General features: G+C 65.7%; 13 protein-coding genes and 3 pseudogenes. 12 read left to right on the plus strand and 4 right to left on the minus strand.

What is annotated here, in order from left to right; genetic code table 11:
* Positions 1-95: 95 nt before the first annotated feature.
* Positions 96-1,196: a glycosyltransferase gene (locus ABS769_RS18700; protein WP_317061212.1), complete on the minus strand. Its 1,101-nt coding sequence runs from the start codon at positions 1,194-1,196 to the stop codon at positions 96-98.
* 137 nt (positions 1,197-1,333) lie between these two features.
* Between ABS769_RS18700 and ABS769_RS18705 the strand changes: the two genes are divergently transcribed.
* The 3 genes and pseudogenes from ABS769_RS18705 to ABS769_RS18710 all read left to right on the plus strand — a co-directional run.
* Positions 1,334-2,053 carry a response regulator gene (locus ABS769_RS18705; RefSeq protein ID WP_095575415.1) on the plus strand — a complete coding sequence of 240 codons (720 nt, stop codon included), beginning with the start codon at positions 1,334-1,336 and terminating at the stop codon, positions 2,051-2,053.
* Positions 2,050-2,416 (plus strand): annotated as a pseudogene (locus tag ABS769_RS22740) (two-component sensor histidine kinase); the annotation flags it as partial. The gene ABS769_RS18705 and the pseudogene ABS769_RS22740, both read left to right, overlap by 4 nt.
* Before the next feature lie 62 nt (positions 2,417-2,478).
* Positions 2,479-3,558: pseudogene (locus tag ABS769_RS18710) on the plus strand (ATP-binding protein); the annotation flags it as partial.
* Positions 3,559-3,806: 248 nt separating this feature from the next.
* On the opposite strand, the gene ABS769_RS18715 reads toward ABS769_RS18710, so the two are convergent.
* The gene (locus ABS769_RS18715) at positions 3,807-5,171 is read right to left on the minus strand and encodes a glutamate--cysteine ligase (RefSeq protein ID WP_006451634.1); all 1,365 of its coding nucleotides are present in this window, start codon (positions 5,169-5,171) and stop codon (positions 3,807-3,809) included.
* A 366-nt stretch (positions 5,172-5,537) separates the two neighbouring features.
* Between ABS769_RS18715 and ABS769_RS18720 the strand changes: the two genes are divergently transcribed.
* The gene (locus ABS769_RS18720; RefSeq protein WP_350498239.1) at positions 5,538-6,374 is read left to right on the plus strand and encodes a helix-turn-helix transcriptional regulator; all 837 of its coding nucleotides are present in this window, start codon (positions 5,538-5,540) and stop codon (positions 6,372-6,374) included.
* Positions 6,375-6,478: 104 nt separating this feature from the next.
* Positions 6,479-7,459 (plus strand): MBL fold metallo-hydrolase, encoded by a 981-nt coding sequence (locus ABS769_RS18725; RefSeq protein ID WP_317061216.1) that lies wholly within the window; start codon positions 6,479-6,481, stop codon positions 7,457-7,459.
* 148 nt (positions 7,460-7,607) lie between these two features.
* Here ABS769_RS18725 and yihA read toward each other — a convergent pair whose 3' ends face one another.
* On the minus strand, positions 7,608-8,231 hold the full coding sequence (yihA, locus tag ABS769_RS18730) for a ribosome biogenesis GTP-binding protein YihA/YsxC (RefSeq protein ID WP_006451633.1): 624 nt from the start codon (positions 8,229-8,231) through the stop codon (positions 7,608-7,610).
* A gap of 144 nt (positions 8,232-8,375) precedes the next feature.
* Between yihA and ABS769_RS18735 the strand changes: the two genes are divergently transcribed.
* The 7 genes from ABS769_RS18735 (at position 8,376) to betA (ending at position 17,073) form a co-directional block, all read left to right on the plus strand.
* Complete coding sequence (locus ABS769_RS18735) at positions 8,376-9,176, plus strand: c-type cytochrome (RefSeq protein ID WP_317061217.1); 801 nt, start codon at positions 8,376-8,378, stop codon at positions 9,174-9,176.
* Positions 9,177-9,269: 93 nt separating this feature from the next.
* Positions 9,270-9,920, plus strand: a complete 651-nt coding sequence (locus ABS769_RS18740; protein WP_006451631.1) for a thiol:disulfide interchange protein DsbA/DsbL — start codon at positions 9,270-9,272, stop codon at positions 9,918-9,920.
* 91 nt (positions 9,921-10,011) lie between these two features.
* Positions 10,012-10,827, plus strand: coding sequence for a thiol:disulfide interchange protein DsbA/DsbL (locus ABS769_RS18745; protein WP_016902612.1), 816 nt, complete (start codon positions 10,012-10,014; stop codon positions 10,825-10,827).
* A 49-nt stretch (positions 10,828-10,876) separates the two neighbouring features.
* A complete protein-coding gene (locus tag ABS769_RS18750; protein ID WP_317061223.1) occupies positions 10,877-11,614 on the plus strand; it encodes an endonuclease/exonuclease/phosphatase family protein in 738 nt (245 codons plus the stop codon).
* Positions 11,615-11,750: 136 nt separating this feature from the next.
* Positions 11,751-13,730: a choline BCCT transporter BetT gene (gene betT, locus ABS769_RS18755; protein ID WP_317061219.1), complete on the plus strand. Its 1,980-nt coding sequence runs from the start codon at positions 11,751-11,753 to the stop codon at positions 13,728-13,730.
* Between the two features lie 40 nt (positions 13,731-13,770).
* The gene (betB, locus tag ABS769_RS18760; protein WP_317061220.1) at positions 13,771-15,243 is read left to right on the plus strand and encodes a betaine-aldehyde dehydrogenase; all 1,473 of its coding nucleotides are present in this window, start codon (positions 13,771-13,773) and stop codon (positions 15,241-15,243) included.
* Between the two features lie 159 nt (positions 15,244-15,402).
* Positions 15,403-17,073, plus strand: coding sequence for a choline dehydrogenase (betA, locus tag ABS769_RS18765; protein WP_350498240.1), 1,671 nt, complete (start codon positions 15,403-15,405; stop codon positions 17,071-17,073).
* 891 nt (positions 17,074-17,964) lie between these two features.
* Here betA and ABS769_RS18770 read toward each other — a convergent pair.
* Positions 17,965-19,383: pseudogene (locus ABS769_RS18770) on the minus strand (TonB-dependent receptor domain-containing protein); the annotation flags it as partial.
* Between the last annotated feature and the right edge of the window lie 126 nt (positions 19,384-19,509).

The following is a 19,509-nucleotide window of genomic DNA, read 5'->3' on the forward strand; positions in this document are numbered from 1 at the left end:
CGCACGCGTGTCGCCATCCGCCAAGCGCAGGCGTACGACGGCATGCGCTGATCGCGCCGCTATCCCTGCTGCACAAACGCGCCAGCGGTAGCGCGTCAGTTCTCGACGGCAGCCGGTGCCACGCTGACGGCGGCGTCAGCGGCATTTTCAGGCAGCGATGCCATCACCGCAGCGCGAAAGCGCGCAGCGAATGCGGCATCGCTGGCCTGATAGAAGGCGCGCGCATTGGCCGATAACTGATCCAGCTGCGCCTGTGGCAACGCCAATGCGGTTTCCACCGCATGCGCGATTCCCGCCGCATCGACGTAGTAATACGATGCCAGACGCCGCTGGCGCACGTCAGCCACCGGAATCAGCACGCCGTGCTCGGGCCTGACCAATTCGTTCATCGGCTCGCCGTCGGTCGCCAATGTCACCGCGCCCACGCTCAACGCTTCCATCAGGTAATGCCCGAAACCTTCGGCTTCTGACGGGCAGATATGGAACAGATGCGCGTTCTGCAGCCGGCGCAGTTCGGCATCGTCGAGATAGCGGACCCGGTGATCGATGTTCGCAGCAACCACCGGCTTGCCGGCGGTGCGCGGGCTCTGCACCACGGTCAGCAGCGGCCACTCCGGATGCTGCTTCCAGGTCTCCAGCAGCACGCGGGTGCCCTTGGCGGTGCTGCGCCCGGCCAGATGGAAAAATGCACGCTTGCGCACTACCTGTGCATCGTGACGATCACGGCTGGTGAATCCGATGAAACGCGTGGCGCAGCCGAGATTGGCAAAAATCCGTTCGGCATGGTGCGTCTTGCACAGCACCGCATCGAATTGCGGCAGGCGCGGTAGCCACTTGAGATGCAACCACTCCGGATTGGGCACCAGCAGGTTGGCCTGACCCAGCGGCAGGCAGCGCGCATACACGCGTTCGGAAAAGATCTGCACCGGCACCCGCCCGAACAGCGCGCGGCTGGCCCACAGACGGGTTTCGCGCAGGGTGTCGTGCACCCGCTGGCTGGTGAATCCCACTTCTTGCACCGGCACACCGCCAGCACGCAGGGTCTGCGCCATCAGTACCATGTCGCGAGTCAGGCCCACGCCGTTGTCGCGGCTGATCACCCGCATCATCGGAAACGCCTTGTCATGCGCGCACTCGCCATTGCAGCGGCACAGTGTCGATGTGATGGCTTCCTTGGCGATGTCCGGTTCTGTCATGTCGCGTCACACGTATGCCAATGGATGACAAATTCAATCATTATGATGCGTGCTCCAGCCTTGCAACTGCGAGCACCATGTATCCGGTAGCCACCACCCTGCGCGGCCAAACCTCCGCGCCACCGACGATGACCTCCATGGACCTGCAACAACCCTGCGTTCTTGTGGTTGACGACGACCCGGACCTGCGCAAGCTGATCGGCGAGTTCCTGAGCGCCCACGGCTACCAGGTGGACGTTGCCGAAAACGTGGCGGAGATGCGCAAGAGCATCGCGCAGCGCCGCCCGGACCTCATCGTACTCGACGTGATGATGCCCGGAGAAGACGGGCTGAGCGCGGCCCGGGCCCTGGCCAGCGAGCGCGGTTCACCCGCGGTCATCATGCTCAGCGCGTTGGGCAACGACACCGACCGCATCATCGGCCTGGAAGTGGGCGCCGACGATTACCTGGCCAAACCCTGCAATCCACGCGAATTGCTGGCGCGGGTGCGCGCCCTGCTGCGCCGCAGCCAGGCCAGCAACGAGCAGGCCGACCACCGCGGCAACGTCTACGAGTTCGCCGGCTGGCGGCTGGATGTGGTGCGCCGCGACCTTCGCGACCCCACCGGCATCTTCATCAACCTCTCCGATGGCGAGTTCGCGCTGCTGCGCACCTTCGTCGAGCATCCGCAGCGGGTGCTGAGCCGCGACCAGTTGCTGGACTATGCGCGCGGCCGCGATACCGATGTCTACGATCGCGCAATCGACAGCCAGATCAGCCGGCTGCGCCGCAAGATCAACGAGCGCGTGCATACCGAGTTGATTCGCACCGTGCGTAACGAAGGCTACATGCTGCTGCCGGGCGTCTCGCGTCTGTGAGCAACCCGGCACGTCGCGGGCTGTCGATCTTTGCGCGTACCTTCGTGTTGCTGGCGGTGGCCCTGCTCACCGCCCAGGCGGTCGGCATCGCCCTGCTGGTGATGCGCACCCCGGTCTACGAGCCGCCGGTGCATCCGCCGGAGGTGGTGGCGTTGCTGTCCACGCGCATGCCGGCCGGCACCCAGACCTTGACGGTGCGCGAGTCCGCGCAGTCCCCGCTGCCGCCAGCAGGCCAGGTGCGCGATGCGTTTGCCGAAATGCTGCTGGCGCATTGGCTGGATGTGCCCGAGCAGCGCGTGCGCTTCTACCGCAGCGCCGACGATCGCCCGGGCCCGCGCGTCGGCATGTCGCTGCCGGGCCAATCGCAGGCGTCCAAGGCCAATGACGACGATGGCAGCCCTGCCGGCGATCGCCGCGCTGCCTTGCAGAGATCGCCGCCACAGCCGGGTGACTGGCACCGCGAGCGCCATCCCGGCGCCTCGCCGTTCGGCAACGGACTGCGCCCGGACGACGCCCCCGGCGCCTGGGAAAGCGAGCGCCTGACCCCGGGCGTACCGCTGCTGGACGGCTTCACCGCCGCGCTGCAGCAGCCCGATGGCCGCTGGCGCACGGTGGAATCGCCGCCACGGCGGTTGTCGGCCGAGTTCAAGACCCACGTGGTGCTGCTGTTCCTGGCCGGCCTGCTGGCCAACGTGCCGCTGGCGTGGTGGTTCTCGCGTGCGCTGTCGGCGCCGATCAAGCGCTTTGCCGAGGCCGCCGACCGGCTGGGCCGCAACCCGGATGCCGCTGCACTGCAACGCAGCGGCCCGCCGGAGATCGTGCGCGCGGCCGACTCGTTCAATGCGATGCAGGCGCGCCTGAACCGCCTGATCAACGAGCGCACCCACATGGTGGCGGCGATCGCGCACGACCTGCGCACGCCGCTGGCGCGCCTGTCGTTCCGCCTGGACGGCCTGCAGCCTCCGCTACGCGAAAAGGCACTGGCCGACATCGACGAGATGAAGGCGATGATTTCCGCCGCGCTGGATTTCATCCAGAACGATCGCCACCGCGGCGAACGCGCGCCGCTGGATCTGCGCCTGCTGGTGGAAAGCGTGGTCGACAACGCCAACGACATCGGTGCCGACGCCGAGCTGTTGCCCGGTCCGGCGATCACCCTGGACGGCGACCCGCTCGCCTTGCGCCGCGCGGTGATGAACCTGCTGGAAAACGCACTGAAGTACGGCAAACGCGCGCGCCTGCAGCTGCAGCGTGACGGCGAAGACGGCGTGCTGTGGATCGACGACGACGGCCCCGGCATCGACCCGACCCAGCGCGAACAGTTGCTGCTGCCGTTCGTGCGTGGCGAGTCCTCGCGCAACCGCGATACCGGCGGCATCGGGCTGGGCTTGTCGGTGGCGCACAGCATCGTGCTGGCGCATGGCGGCGACCTGCGCCTGGACAACCGTGCGGGCGGCGGACTGCGGGTGACGGTGCGCCTGCCATGCATGCCGGAGCGGCGCTAGGCCTGGATCGGATCGAGGGTCTTTACCGGACCCGGACGCGCTGATTGCGAGTGCGGCAGCGCGCGCGTGATGCCATCGCCTGCGTGTCACGCTACCGAGATCGCCGCGACGGGAGGTCGCCGGAGCACCGCATGCGCGATGAGGCGGCAGCTAATGGCGCCTTATCGCACTCAGGTCAAGGCGGGCAGAACTGCAGCGGCGCGCCACATCGGCAACCCACCGCAGCCCTTCAACCCAGGCTTACTCACTCAGTACGCAAACTCGCGGAACACCCGATCGATATCGCCGTTCCATGCACCGTGATACAGCGCCAGCTTGCGCTCGGCGGCGGTGACACCGCTCTCGGCGATCTCGGCGATCACATCCACAAAGCCGGTTTCGTCCTGACCGTCGGCATTCAAGCGCGCGCGCCGACGCAGGCCTTCGCGCGCGATCTTGACCGCTTCCACGGCCAAATCGCGCACCGTGCCGTGACGGAACGGCAGCCCGAGCGCATGCTTGGGCACGCCATCGCGCAGCGCGTGACGCTCGGTGGGGCTGAAGTCCTTGACCAGATCCCAGGCCGCATCCAGCGCGGTGTCGTCGTATAGCAGCCCCACCCAGAAGGCCGACAGCGCACACAGCCGATCCCACGGGCCAGCATCGGCGCCGCGCATTTCCAGATACTTCTTCAAGCGCACTTCCGGGAACGCGGTGGTCATGTGGTCCGACCAGTCGCGTAGCGTCGGCAATGCACCCGGCAATGCCGGCAGCTTGCCTTGCATGAAATCGCGAAAGCTCTGCCCGCTGGCATCGACATACACACCGTCGCGATACGAAAAATACATTGGCACATCGAGCAGGTAATCGACGTAGCGCTCGTAGCTGAAGCCGTCTTCGAACACGAAATCCAGCATGCCGGTGCGATCGGCGTCGGTGTCGGTCCAGATGTGCGAGCGGTAGCTGAGGTAACCGTTGGGCTTGCCTTCGGTGAACGGCGAATCGGCGAACAACGCGGTGGCGATCGGCTGCAGCGCCAGCGACACGCGGAACTTCTTGACCATGTCCGCTTCGGTGGCGTAATCCAGATTGACCTGCACCGTGCAGGTGCGCGTCATCATGTCCAGGCCGAGCGAGCCGACCTTGGGCATGTAGTTCTTCATGATCTGGTAGCGGCCCTTGGGCATCCACGGCATTTCATCGCGGCGCCACTTCGGCTGGAAGCCCATGCCCAGGAAGCCCAGCTGCAACTCACCGGCGACCTGCGCCACTTCGTCCAGATGGGTGCCGGTTTCCACGCAGGTGTGATGCAGGGTTTCCACTGCTGCGCCGGAGAGTTCCAGCTGCCCGGCCGGCTCCAGCGTCACCGAGGCGCCGTCGCGCAGCAGCGCGATGGTATGGCCGTTTTCCTGCACCGGCTCCCAGCCGAAGCGGGTCAAGCCGGTCAGCAGCGCCTGGATGCCGCGCGCGCCTTCAAAGGTGGGCGCGCGCAGGTCGTCGAGCTGGAAGCCGAACTTCTCGTGCTCGGTGCCGATCCGCCAGTCCGCGCTGGGCTTCTCGCCTGAGGCAAGTACCTGGACCAGCTCCGCGCGTTCGGTGATCGGCGTTTCGGCAACGTGGCTGGGACTCGACAAGGGCAGGCTCGCAGAAAAATTGAGGGGAACGATGTGGGGATCCTCCCCAGCCACCGCAAGGCCCGCACTATAACCGCCCAACATGGAAGAATTGCCGCCATCGGCCGGGTCTTAGATTTCCATCCATGCTTACTGCATGCAGATGCAGGCGAACACCCACCGTCGCGCTGGCATCACCTGCCGGGACTTCACGCACACAGCGACAAGCGCAGGCATGGCCGGGGCTGGTCAAGGTCCGGCAGCGCCGCAGTCCTCAAGATGCCAGATGGCCATGCGAAGCCAGCATCCATGCGTGCACTAGCGCGGCAATCGCGGCGCTGTTCCAGCCAAAGACATGCGTACACGATCCTGTAGCATCGCCCGACCATGACTGTTGCGCCCACACCCACCGACGCCCTGCTTGCGCAGATGGCCAGCCTGATGCACTGCGAGCGCGCCGAAGGCTTTGCCTGCGTGAGCGCGCGGCGCGCGCCCGGCGCGCGCTCGGTGGACCTGACCCAGGCGCAATTTGCGATTCTGCTGCAGGGCCGCAAACACGTGCGGACCGCGACCCAATCGCTGGAGTTCGTGCCGGGCGATCTGTTCCTGGTGACGCGCCGTTGCCGGATCGATGTGATCAACACGCCCGACCCATTAACCGGGCTCTACCTGAGCGCGGTGGTGCCACTCTGCGAAGAGGCGCTTGCTGCTGCGCGCGCGTTGTGGAATGAGCAGCTGCCCGAGGCCGGCGACGACATCGCGCGGCTGCCGGCGATCGATTTCGACCCGACGCTGCGGCAATGGCGCGATGCGCTGCAACACGGCCTGTATACCGAAGCCCGCCTGGCGCTGGCCTCGCTGGTGATCAGTTTGTGCCGCCGTGGTCACGGCGGCCTGCTGTTGCCGCCCGCACCAAGTCTCGCCTCGCAGGTGCGCACGTTGATCACCGCGCAACCACAGCGGGCTTGGCGTTCACGCGATGTCGAAGACAGCCTGGGCATCAGTGGTGCCACCTTGCGCCGGCATCTGGCCGCAGAACACTGCTCGCTGCGCGAGCTGATCACCGACGCGCGGCTCGCGCATGCGATGGCCCTGCTCTACACCACACGCTGGCCGCTCAAGACCGTGGCCGCACGTGCAGGCTATCGCTCCACCCGCAGCTTCAGTCAGCGCTTCCAGCAGCGTTACGGGCTGGATCCGGCCAGCATCGGCAACAGCCGCTAGATCGCTGCAGCGAGCGCTTCGCGCAGCGCAATGAGCGAATCGCGCAAGTCGCTGCCGCCAGCATGGCGACATCGCGGCGGTTGCCGCCTGCACTGGAGTTGCTCATGTCTGTTTCCGTACTGCGTTCGCTTGCGCCGCTATTGCTCGCCGCAAGCGCCACGCTGGCGCACGCCGCTGCGCCCGCGTCCACCCATGCACAGGTTCCCGGCTTTTACCTGCAGCGCATCGGCACGCTGCGCGTCACTGCGTTGTTCGACGGCAGCGTCGCGTTGACGCGTCAACAGCTGTCCAATGTGGAACCGGCAGAGCGCGACCGCCTGCTCGCACAGAGATACGTGCCCGAAGACGACAAGGGGCTACAGACGGCAGTCAACGCCTATCTGATCCAGGACGGCAGCCACCTCAGCCTGGTCGATACCGGCAATGCCCGGTGCCTTGGCCCCGGCCTGGGCCAAGTGCTGACCAACCTGCGCGCCGCCGGCTACGACCCGGCCCAGGTCGACGATGTACTGCTCACCCACGCGCATCCGGACCACCTGTGCGGCCTGCTCGATGCGCAGGGCACCCCGGCATTTCCCAACGCCACGGTGTGGCTATCCGACGCCGATGCCGCGTACTGGCTGGATCCCGCTTCGGAGGCCGGTGCCGCGCCGATGCTGCAGTTCGCCTTTCCGCTGGCGCGCGCGGCGGCAGCGCCCTATCAGGCCCAGGGTCGGCTGCGCCGTTTCCAGCCGGGCAAGACCGCATTGCCGGCCGGCATCACTGCCCTGGACAGCCAGGGCCACACGCCCGGCCACGTGTCGTATCGCCTTGACGGCGGCGCCGGCAACACGCTGCTGGTGTGGGGCGATGTGTTGCACTACCACGCGGTGCAGTTTGCCCAGCCGGACGCATCGTTCGAGGCCGACAGCAACCGCAGCAAGGCCATTGCCTCACGCCGCAGCATGCTGGCGCAGGCGGCCGACGGCCGTTGGTGGGTGGCCGGTGCGCATCTGCCGTTTCCGGGCCTGGGTCATGTGCGCCGCGAGGGCGATGCGTTCGCCTGGGTGCCGACCGAATTCGGCCCCGTGCCGGCGACGCCTTGAGCGATCGGGCGCCCAGGCAAGGTCGCTGTCCCGGAGCGCAGCCCGGCGTCGCCCGGCCCCGATACCGATGCCGCAAATGAAAACGGCGAGCCCTGGCTCGCCGTTGTGGACTGCCCGCCGGGCCAGGCGTCTTGGCGCCCGGCCCGCCTCACTCCGCTGCAGGCGGCGCGCCATCCAGGCCCAGCCAGCCGCCGACGATGCCGCGCAGTTCGTCCACGCCCTGGCGCGATTCGCCGGAGTAGGTCTGCACGGTCACGCTGTCGCCAAAGCGCGAGGTCACTTCTTTCTTGACCTTCTGCAGGGTCTGCATCTGCTGGCCACGGCCGAGCTTGTCGGCCTTGGTCAGCAACCCGTGCGCGGGCAGGCCGCGTTCGGCGGCATAGCCGAGCATCTGCAGGTCGTAATCCTTGAGCGGGTGGCGGATATCCATCACCACCACCAGCCCGCGCAAGGCCTCGCGGGTGCGGAAATAGCGGTCGATGAAGGCCTGCCAGTGCGCCTGCAGATCCTGCGGCACCTTGGCGTAGCCGTAACCGGGCAGATCCACCAGGCAGCGCTCGGGCTGGATCTGGAAGAACACCAGCTGCTGGGTACGACCAGGCGTCTTGGACACACGGGCGAGCGCGTTCTGGCGGGTCAGCGCATTGAGCGCGCTGGATTTTCCGGCGTTTGAGCGGCCGGCGAAGGCGACCTCGTAGCCGCCATCGTCCGGCAATTGCCGGGCGTTATGGGCGGACAGGTGGTAGCGGGCTTGTTCGATAAGGAGCGACATCCCCCTAGGATCGCACGTTCGGCGCCTGGCGGTTTTGCTGCACTGTTCGTTGACCCCGGCGCAAAGGCGTGTCGATAATCGAAGCACGCCTGCCACAGCCAGCCTCAAACGCGCGCAGGTCGGGTCCATACGGAGCTTTAGCTGATGCGCCATGCTCGTGTGCTTGTCCTCGCCGCCCTCGCCGTGCCGGTTATTGCCGCCGTGGCGTTTGCGCAATCGGCGGTGACGCCGATCCCCGATCCGCCACCTGTGCGCGTTGCGCCGTTGGAGGTGGACCTGTCCAAGACCACCTGGGGCGATGCCAAGGCCGGCCAGACCAAGGCCGCTGCCTGCGCGGCCTGCCATGGCCCGGACGGCAACCCGGCCGTCGCCATGTACCCGCGCATCGCCGGCCAGACCGAGCGCTACGTGGCGCATCAAGTGGCCCTGATCGCCAGCGGCGAGCGCAATAGCGGCATGGCGGCAGTGATGGTGCCGTTCGTCAAGGACCTCACTGCGCAGGACATGCGCGACCTGGGCGCCTACTTCGCCACCCAGAAGTCTGCCGCCGGCGTGGCCGACGATGCGGTGGTCAGCGAGGGGCCGTACCAGGGCCTGAAGTTTTACGAGGTTGGCGAGAAGCTTTACCGCGGTGGCGACATCGCACGCGGCGTGCCGGCCTGCATGGCCTGCCATGGCCCATCCGGCAGCGGCAATCCGGGCCCGGCGTATCCGCGCCTGGGCGGCCAGCATGCCGAGTACGTGGCGCGGCGCCTGAAGGAATACCAGGCCGGCACCACCCAGGAGCGCAACCCGGCGCTGTTCAATATCATGGCGCAGGTGGCGCACCCGCTGACCGAGCAGGAGATCCAGGCGCTGGCCAGCTATCTGCAAGGCCTGCACGACCGCGCCGACGATGCGGCCGCCGCGCAAGCACCCGCTGCCGGGACGCCCGCACGCTCATGAGTTGAAAGCCACGGCTGCCACACCGCTTCACGACGCCGGTCCCGCGACCGGCGTCGTCGTTTCCCGTCCTCCCCCTATCCCCACGGAGCCTGCATGAAGCTGTTTTCCCGTCTGTCCCTGCTGTTGTTGATCCTGCTGCCGCTGGCGGCCTGCGCCGCCGACAAGAACGCCCCGCCGGTCGAAGGCGACGACTACATCGTGATCGACGGCGGCCAGCCGTACGCGCCGCTGGCCGGCAAGGTCGAAGTGACCGAGGTGTTCGGCTACACCTGCCCGCACTGCGCGCACTTCGAGCCAACCCTGGAGGCCTGGGTGGCCAAACAGCCGGCCTATGTGCGCTTCACCCCGGTGCCGGCGGCATTCGGCGGGTTCTGGGATGCATTCGCGCGCGCCTACTTCGCCGCCGACATCCTGGGCGTGGCCAAGCGTAGCCATCGCGCCATGTTCGAGGCGATCCACGAAAAGCAGAGCGTGCCCTCGCAGAACGTGGCACCGGAAGAACTGGCGGCGTTCTACGCCGACTACGGCGTGCCGCAGCAGCGCTTCGTCGAGACCTACAAGAGCGCGGCGGTGGACGCCAAGCTCGATGCCGCGCGCGACTTCGCCAAGCGCAGCAAGCTCCCCGGCACCCCGGCCATCATCATCAACGGGCGCTATCTGATCGGCGCGCGCAATTACCCGGACATGCTGCGCGTGGCCGACTATCTGATCGCCCGCGAGCACGCTGCGCCTGCCAAGCGCTGAACCGCGTAACCGCCACCGACGGCCGCCCGTGGCATCATGCGCCCCGCGGCCGTCCGGCCCTTTTCTCGCCCCACGCTGGAGATCCAATCCGATGAAGACCCGCTTCGCCCTGACGCTGATGGCGCTGCTGCCGATCCTGGTCGCCTGCAAGGCCCAGGACGGCTCGTCCGATACCGCACCTGCCGCCACCACGCCGGCTGCCGAAACGGCGCCTGCTCCGGCCGCTGCCACGCCGGCCGCCGACCCCGCCGCACCGCCTGCAGTTGGCGAGAGCGCCAGCACCCCGCCGGCCGCCGCCCCCAGCGCCGCACCGCGCGCGCCGAACGGCCCCGAGCCGGTCGCCGGCACCGACTATCTGGATATCGAAGGCGGCCAGCCGTACCAGCAGGCCGCCGGCAAGATCGAAGTGGCCGAGGTCTTCGGCTATGTCTGCCCCGCCTGCAACGCGTTCCAGCCGCTGATCGGGCCGTGGAAGGCCGGCCTGCCGTCGGACGTGCACTTCGTCTACGTGCCGGCGATGTTCGGCGGCCCGTGGGACGACTACGGCCGTGCGTTCTACGCCGCCGAAACCCTGGGCGTCCAGGAAAAGACCCACGAAGCGCTGTACAAGGCCATCCACACCGAGCAGACCCTCAAGGGCGAGCGCGGCAAGGATTCGGTGCAGGACATCGCCGCGTTCTACGCCAAGTACGGCGTGGACCAGAAGACCTTCATCGACACCATGAGCAGCTTCGGCGTGTCGGCCAAGACCAACCGCGCCAAGCAGTTCGCCACCCGCAGCAAGCTCACCGGCACCCCGTCGCTGATCGTCAACGGCAAGTACCTGGTCAAGGGCCAGAGCTTCCCGGACATGCTGCGTATCGCCGATCACCTGATTGCTCGCGAACGCGCCACGCTGGCCAAGTGATCCTGTCGATCGCCGCCCTGTGAACGCTTCGGATTCGCGCACCCTGCGGGTGCTGACGGCCAATATCCAGGCCGGCTCCAGCACCCGCCGTTACAGCGATTACGTAACGCGTAGCTGGTCGCACGCGTTGCCGCTTGGCAGCAAGCGCACCAGCCTGGACAGCATTGCCAAGCTGGCCGGCGAGCGCGACATCGTCGGCCTGCAGGAGGCCGACCCGGGCAGCCTGCGCTCGGGTTTTACCAACCAGACCCACTATCTGGCCGAGCGCGCCGGCTTCGACTACTGGAGCCATCAGCCCAACCGCCGCATGGGCGGGGTGGCCTCCAGCGCGAATGGTTTGCTCAGCAAGCTGGAACCGCTGGAAGTGCAGGACCACGCCCTGCCCGGCCGGATCGGCGGGCGCGGCATCCTGCTGGCCAAGTTCGGGCAGGGTCGCGAAGGCCTGGCGGTGGCGGTGGCGCATCTGTCGCTGGGCGCCAATTCGCGCATGGCGCAGCTGGCTTTCATCGCCGAGTTGTTGTCCGAGCATCCCAACGCGATGTTGATGGGCGATTTCAACTGCATGGCCGACCGGCCGGAAATGCAAGCCCTGTATCGGCATACGCGCCTGCAACCGCCAAGCTGTGAAGTGCACACCTTTCCGAGCTGGCGCCCGGATCGGGCGATCGACCATATTCTGGTCAGCGATAGTCTGACGATCGAACGCATCGAAGCGATTCCTGCCGCGTTTTCTGATCATCTGGCGGTTGGCATGGATATCCGCGTGCCGACGCAGTTGCTGCGTTAAATACCGCGAAAAGTGGCTACGGGTTCGCACTGGCGAACTCGACCGATGACACCCCCTCGACACCGCCTGTGCGATAACGCAGGCGGTTTTTCGTTGGGAGCACAGTCCGTGACACGCCTCTTATGAGTGCGCTGGTATGAGTGCGGTGGAGCCGCAACTGGCACCGGTGCGCACCTTGCGTCCCGTGTTCGTGTTGGCGGCAACGGTGGTCTGTACGTTTGCGTTGCTGGTGTCGTTGTTTCCGTTGGATGCAGGCCGCGTGCTGCTGGATGCGCAGACCTGGGCCTCGCGCAATGTCGGCTGGTACTACCTGCTGGCGATGACGGTGTACCTGGTGTTCGTGCTCGGCGTGGCCTTGTCCAGCTACGGCAACATCAAGCTCGGTGCCGACCACGACGAACCGGAATTCAGCTATCTCTCCTGGGCCGGCATGCTGTTCGCCGCCGGCATCAGCATCACCTTGTTCTTCTTCTGCGTCTCCGAACCGCTCACCCATTATCTGCAACCGCCACAAGGCGGCACCGGCAGCGGCGAAGCCTCTGCACGTCAGGCGATGCAGTTGTTGTTCCTGCATTGGGGATTGCATGGCTGGGGCGTGTTCGCGCTGGCGGCGATGGCGCTGGCGTATTTCGCATTCCGCCACAACCTGCCGCTGGCCCTGCGCTCGGCGCTGTATCCGCTGATCGGCAAGCGCATCAACGGGCCGATCGGTTACACCGTGGATGCGCTGGGCATCGTGGCCACCGTATTCGGTATCGGTGCGGACATGGGCTTTGGCGTGCTGCATCTCAATGCCGGGCTGAGCACCTTGTTCGATGTGCCGCATACGCACTGGGTGCAGGTCGCGTTGATCGTGGCGATGATGGGCGCGGCGATTCTGGTGGCGGTGTCCGGCGTGGAAAAAGGCGTGCGCTGGATGTCGGACATCAACATGCTGCTGGCGATCGCGCTGCTGCTGTTCATGCTGTTCGCCGGCCCTACGCAATATCTGCTCAACGCGCTGATACAGAACCTGGGCGACTACCTGGGCAGTGTGGTCAACAAGAGTTTCGACGTGTATGCCTACGGCGGGCGCAGCGATTGGCTGGGCAACTGGACGGTGTTCTATTGGGCCTGGTGGATCGGCTGGGCACCGTTCGTGGGCCTGTTCATCGCGCGCATTTCGCGCGGCCGCACCATTCGCGAGTTCGTGCTCGGGGTGCTGCTGATCCCGCTCGGCTTCACTCTGGCGTGGCTGTCGATCTTCGGCAATAGCGCGCTGGATCAGTTGCTGCATCACGGCCAGGGTGCGCTGGCGCAACAGGCCATCGATGCGCCGCAGACGGTGCTGTATTCACTGCTGCAGGGCTACCCGTGGAGCCGCACGGTGATCACGGTGACGGTGGCGGTCAGCTTCGTGTTCTTCGTGACCTCTGCCGATTCCGGCACGGTGGTGCTGTCCACGCTGTCCTCGCACGGCGGCGAACCGCACGACGATGGCCCGCGCTGGCTGCGCGTGTTCTGGGGCGTACTTACAGCGGTGGTGACCGGCGGCCTGTTGCTGGCCGGCAGCATGGACGCATTGAAATCGGCCGTAGTGCTGGCCTCGCTGCCGTTCTCTGCGGTGCTGCTGCTGATGGCCTGGGGCTTGTCACGCGCCCTCAGCGAAGAGTCGCAGCGCAAGCGCGCACAGCTCTACAGCCCCAGCCCGCTGATCGGGCAATCGCGGCATCACCGCGGCTGGCGTCAGCGCCTGGGCCAGGCGATGCATTTCCCGGCGCGCGATGAGGTCTATCGTTTCATGCACGACCAGGTGCGGCCGGCGATCGAAGCGGTCACCGCGCAGCTGCAGGAAGAAGGCTGGCAGGTCAGCAGCCGGCTGGACGACGGCGACATGGAAATCAGCGTCGACCACGGCGAGCAGCAGGGTTTCCGCTACCAGGTGGTGATGCGCGGCTACCTGACGCCTTCCTTCGCCGCGCAACGCCTGCGCAACCAACGCTATTACCGCGCCGAAGTGTATCTGTACGAAGGCAGCCAGGATTACGACCTGGTCGGTTACAGCCGCGAGCAGATCATCAACGACATCATCGATCAATACGAGCGTCACCTGCAGTTTCTGCATCTCACGCGCTGAGGTGCCGCCGCTGCCGCGTGCGCCCCACAGGAGGTTTGTCATGCCACGTTTTCCCGACCAGTTGCTGTATATCGGCGGCCGTTACGTCCCCGCCCGCGGCGGCCACACCTTCGAGGTGGTCAACCCCGCCACCGGCGAGGTGCTGGCCAATGTGCACAACGCCGGTGCCGACGACCTGGATGCCGCGGTCGACAGCGCCACGGCCGGCCAGCAGCAATGGGCGGCACTGACCGCGGTGGAACGCGCGCGCATCCTGCTGCGTGCAGTGGCGCTGCTGCGCGAGCGCAACGATGCGCTGGCCGAGCTGGAAACGCTCAACACCGGCAAGCCGCTGAGCGAAACCCGCAGCGTGGACATCGTCACCGGTGCGGACGTTCTGGAATATTACGCAGGCGTGGCGCAGGCGTTGCAAGGCGTCCAAATGCCGTTGCGCGAAGGCAGCTTCTTCTACACGCGGCACGAGCCGCTCGGCGTTGTGGGCGCGATCGGCGCGTGGAACTACCCGATCCAGATTGCGCTGTGGAAAGCCGCGCCTGCGTTGGCAGCCGGCAATGCAATGATCTTCAAACCCAGCGAAGTCACGCCACTGACCGCACTCAAGCTGGCCGAACTCTTCACCGAGGCCGGCCTGCCCGATGGCGTGTTCAACGTGCTGCCCGGCGACGGCGCCAGCGTGGGCACCGCGCTCACCGAACACCCGCAGATCGAAAAGATCAGCTTCACCGGCGGCACCGCGACCGGGCGCAAGGTAATGGCCAGCGCATCGAGTTCGTCGCTGAAGGACGTGACCATGGAACTGGGCGGCAAGTCGCCCCTGATCGTCTGCGCCGACGCCGACCTGGATCTGGCTGCGGACATCGCGATGATGGCCAACTTCTACAGCTCCGGGCAGGTCTGCACCAACGGCACGCGCGTATTCGTACCGCGTGCGCTGCGCAACGCCTTCGAAGCGCGACTGCTGGCACGTGTGCAACGCATCCACATCGGCGACCCGCTGGATACGCGCACCACCTTCGGCCCGCTGGTCAGCGCCGCGCACATGCAGCGCGTGCTGGACTACATCGAGCAAGGCAAGGCAGAAGGCGCGCGCTTGCTGTGCGGTGGGCAGCGTCTGCGCGATGGCGCGCTGGCACAGGGCTGCTACGTCGCACCGACCATCTTCAGCGATTGCACCGATGTGATGACCATCGTGCGCGAAGAAATCTTCGGGCCGGTCTTGAGCCTGCTCACCTACGACGACGAGGACGAAGCGATCGCACGCGCAAACGCCACCACGTACGGCCTGGCCGCAGGCGTGGTGACGCCGGATCTTGCACGCGCGCATCGTTTGATTCATCGCCTGGAAGCGGGCATCTGCTGGATCAACACCTGGGGCGAATCGCCGGCACCGATGCCGGTGGGCGGCTACAAGCAATCCGGTGTGGGCCGCGAGAACGGGCTGGCGACGCTGCAGGCCTATACCCGCACCAAATCCATACAGGTCGAACTGGAACGCTACGCGTCGGTGTTTTGAGCGGCTGACACCACCTGGCAGGCAGTCGCCAGCGCCATCGGCGACATGCACAAGCCGCAGCGCGCGGGCAGTGCTGCCGTTTCGGGCACAGGCATCGATGCCCCACTGCGCAATCGTTTTGAAAGCCGCTTCAAGCCGGCGCCGCAACAGGAGAACACCATGCAACGCGAATACGACTACATCATCATCGGCGCCGGCTCGGCAGGTAACGTGCTGGCCGCGCGCCTGACCGAAGACCCGGGCGTCAGCGTGTTGCTGCTGGAGGCCGGCGGGCCCGATTATCGGCTGGACTTCCGCACCCAGATGCCGGCGGCGCTGGCGTTTCCGTTACAGGGCCGTCGTTACAACTGGGCCTACGAGACCGAGCCGGAGCCGCATATGGACAACCGACGCATGGAATGCGGGCGCGGCAAGGGATTGGGCGGCTCGTCGTTGATCAACGGCATGTGCTACATCCGCGGCAATGCGCTGGATTTCGACCATTGGGCCAAGCGGCCGGGCCTGGAAGACTGGAGCTACCGCGATGTGTTGCCGTACTTCCGCAAGGCCGAGACGCGCGACATCGGCGCCAACGATTATCACGGCGGCGAAGGCCCGGTCAGCGTGGCCACGCCGAAGAACGACAACAACGTGCTGTTCCATGCCATGGTCGACGCCGGCGTGCAGGCCGGTTACCCGCGCACCGACGATCTCAATGGTTATCAGCAGGAAGGCTTCGGGCCGATGGACCGCACGGTGACGCCGCAGGGGCGCCGCGCAAGCACCGCGCGCGGCTATCTGGACATGGCGCGTCCGCGCGATGGCCTGCACATCGTCACCCACGCCACCACAGACCGCATCCTGTTTGCCGGCAAGCGCGCGATCGGCGTGCACTACCTGGTCGGCAATAGCAGCGAGGGCATCGACGCGCATGCGCGCCGCGAAGTGCTGGTGTGTGCTGGCGCGATTGCCTCGCCGCAGCTGCTGCAACGCTCTGGCATCGGCGCGCCGGATCTGCTGCGCGCACTCGACGTGCAGCTGGTGCACGATCTACCCGGCGTCGGCCAGAACCTGCAGGACCACCTGGAGGTCTACATCCAGTACGCCTGCACCAAGCCGGTGTCGTTGTATCCGGCATTGCAGTGGTGGAATCAACCAGCGATCGGTGCGGAGTGGTTGTTCGCCGGCACCGGCACCGGCGCCAGCAATCAGTTCGAAGCAGGCGGTTTCATTCGCACGCGCGAGGAATTCGACTGGCCCAACATTCAGTACCACTTCCTACCGGTGGCGATCAACTACAACGGAAGCAATGCGGTGAAGGAACACGGTTTCCAGGCGCATGTGGGCTCGATGCGCACGCCCAGCCGTGGACGCGTGCATGCCAAGTCGCGCGACCCGCGCCAGCATCCGTCGATCCTGTTCAACTACCAATCCACCGATCAGGATTGGCAGGAATTTCGCGATGCGATCCGCATCACCCGCGAGATCATCGCCCAGCCTGCACTGGACGCTTACCGCGGCCGCGAGATCAGCCCGAGTGCGGATTGCAAGACCGATGCCGAACTCGACGCCTTCGTGCGTGCGCGCGCAGAAACCGCCTATCACCCCTCCTGCTCCTGCGCGATGGGCACCGACGACATGGCAGTGGTCGATGGACAAGGCCGTGTGCACGGCATGGAAGGCCTACGCGTGATCGATGCATCGATCATGCCGCGCATCATCACCGGCAACCTCAACGCCACCACGATCATGATCGCCGAGAAGATCGCCGACCGCATGCGTGGCCGCACGCCATTGCCACGCAGTACGGCGGACTACTACGTGGCGGGCGATGCGCCTGTGCGTGGGTGATCTGTATTTAGTAAATGCCGCGATTTAACCTGCTCGCAAGGTGAACTGGTAACTGCTGCGGCCGTAAACCTGGGTAGTCGAGGGCGCGGTGCCCTCACCGCTTGCAGGACACGCCGCAAGTACGTCCATGTAGGCTCGGTGGCGGCATCCATGCCGCCACACGGTCCCGCAATCGGCGAGGACACCGCACCAGACAGGTTGCGGGTTGCTTTGAGAAGAGCTACGCACACCGACCATCTTGATTGGTCCTTGCCCGCCTACCGTCGCGGGACCTTACGCGGCATGGATGCCGCGTAAGAGCCTACACGGACGTACTTGCGGCGTGTCCTGCGATGGTGGGCGGGCAAGGGCCCTGCAGCGGAGTCACAGATCAAGCGCTCTGTAACTGATCTATCCGCACTCTCCATGCATTTCAAGACAACCGAGATTCCGGAGTCGTTGCGTCGTTTAGGTGCGATCAAAAACTTGGCTGGTCGAGGGCGCGGTGCCCTCACCGCCCGCGGGACACGCCGCAAGTACGTCCATGTAGGCTCGGTAGCGGCATCCATGCCGCCACACGGTCCCGCAATCGGTGAGGACACCGCACCAGAAAGTTGGTCGGTAGTTTCATGAAGGCCTACCTGTTGATCGCGTTGCGTTTTGCGTTGCGAAGCTGATCGGCCGCGGCGTTATCCAAACAACACACCATGCCTTGCTTGCAACCATGCGCACCGACCATCTCGACTGGCCCTTGCCTGCCCACCGTCGCGGGACCTTACGCGGCATGGATGCCGCGTAAGAGCCTACATGGACGTACTTGCGGCGTGTCCCGCGATGGTGGGCGGGCAAGGGCCATGCAGCCAAGCCACAGATCAACCGCTCTCCGCTTTACGACCGACCCGACCCGATGGACTAAAACTTCAAATCCACACGCGCATACCAGAAGCGCCCACCGGGAATATCGTAAGTGGATGCGTCATAGCCGTTGAGGGAGCACGACAGGCACAGCGGCGGGTCCTTGTCGAAGACGTTGTTCAAACCGGCCGTGAGTTGCAGACCCTTCAGCCAATCGACACGATAGCCAACCTGCGCATCGTGGTAGGTGATCGCATCCAGCCTATTGGTGCCTACGGCAGGATCGGAACACACCGCAAACTCCACCGCATCGCCGCATTGCTCGGTGAGTTTGGAGATATGGCGCGCCGTCCACGATGCGGTCCAGTTGCCCAGCGACCAATCCAGTACCGCGTTGCTGGTCCATTCCGGGATCGCGCTGTCCACCACTTCGATGCCCGGCCCCTGCGGCTGCCGCTGCCCTGCTGCACCGAGTGCCTCGTAGCGGCCCACGAAGGTGTTCTGCCAGGACAACTTGAAGCGGCCAAACGCCGTCTCCGGCAAGGTCCAGAACAGATCCACATCCCAGCCGTCGGTCTTGATCGAACCCAGATTGGTCAACCGATTGTTGAATCCATTGATGCCGCCGGTGGATGCACGCGTGATGCCGTTGCAGTACAGCGCGTCCAGCGTGTCCACGCACAGATCCAGCTGCGTTTGCGCATTGATCGCCTGGATCGCGCCATCGACATGATGGCGATAGAACGTCATTTCCAGATCGAGGCGATCCGACCAGCTGGCATTGCTCGCAAAGCCCGGGCTGAACACAAAGCCGGCACTGAAACTGCGCGAACGCTCGGGATCCAGTTGCTCGTTACCGCCGGTGGTGACCGAGATCTGCTGATTGGCCTGTTGATAGCCCGCCGGCGCACCGAGCGCGGCGCAATTGGCAGCACTGCCACGCGGCGCGGTGCCGCCCAGCCCGATCGAGCATGGATCCGACAACTGCAGATCGGCGCGCGCCGCCGAACCGAACAACTCGCCGATGGTCGGCGCACGGAAGCCTTCTGCATAGCTGGTGCGCAGCACCAACTCATCGGTGACCTGCCAACGCAGGCCGTACTTTGGCGTGAACTCGCCACCGAAGGTGGAGTAATCCGAATAGCGGCCGGCGATATTCAGATCGAGTTTGTCGCCCAACGACGAGTTGGCGAAGATCGGAATGTTGAGCTCGAGATAGGCCTCGTTGACGTCGTAGCTACCCGAGGTGGGCAACGACGGCACACCGTTGTAACGCCCCGCCACGGTGAGCGGATCGGGTTGGTACGACCCTTCGTATTTGCGGTACTCGTAGCCGGTGGCGAACGACACCGCACCGCCGGGCAGCTGGAACAGCTCGCTGCTCAGGTTGGCGGTGAACAGGCTCAACTCGTTCTGGCTGCGGTCGCGCACCACCGGCTGGATCCAGCGCAACATCTCCGGCGTGATGCTGCCGGCGACGTCCACCCAATTTTGAGTAGCGCCTCAGTTTGGAGTCCAATTCCCTACCCCGAGGAGATTGGACGTGAAGAAACGTTTTACTGACGAGCAGGTCATCGGCTTTCTGCGCGAAGCCGAAAGCGG

The organism is Xanthomonas hortorum, from assembly GCF_040279205.1.
Classification (GTDB): Bacteria; Pseudomonadota; Gammaproteobacteria; order Xanthomonadales; family Xanthomonadaceae; genus Xanthomonas; species Xanthomonas hortorum_F.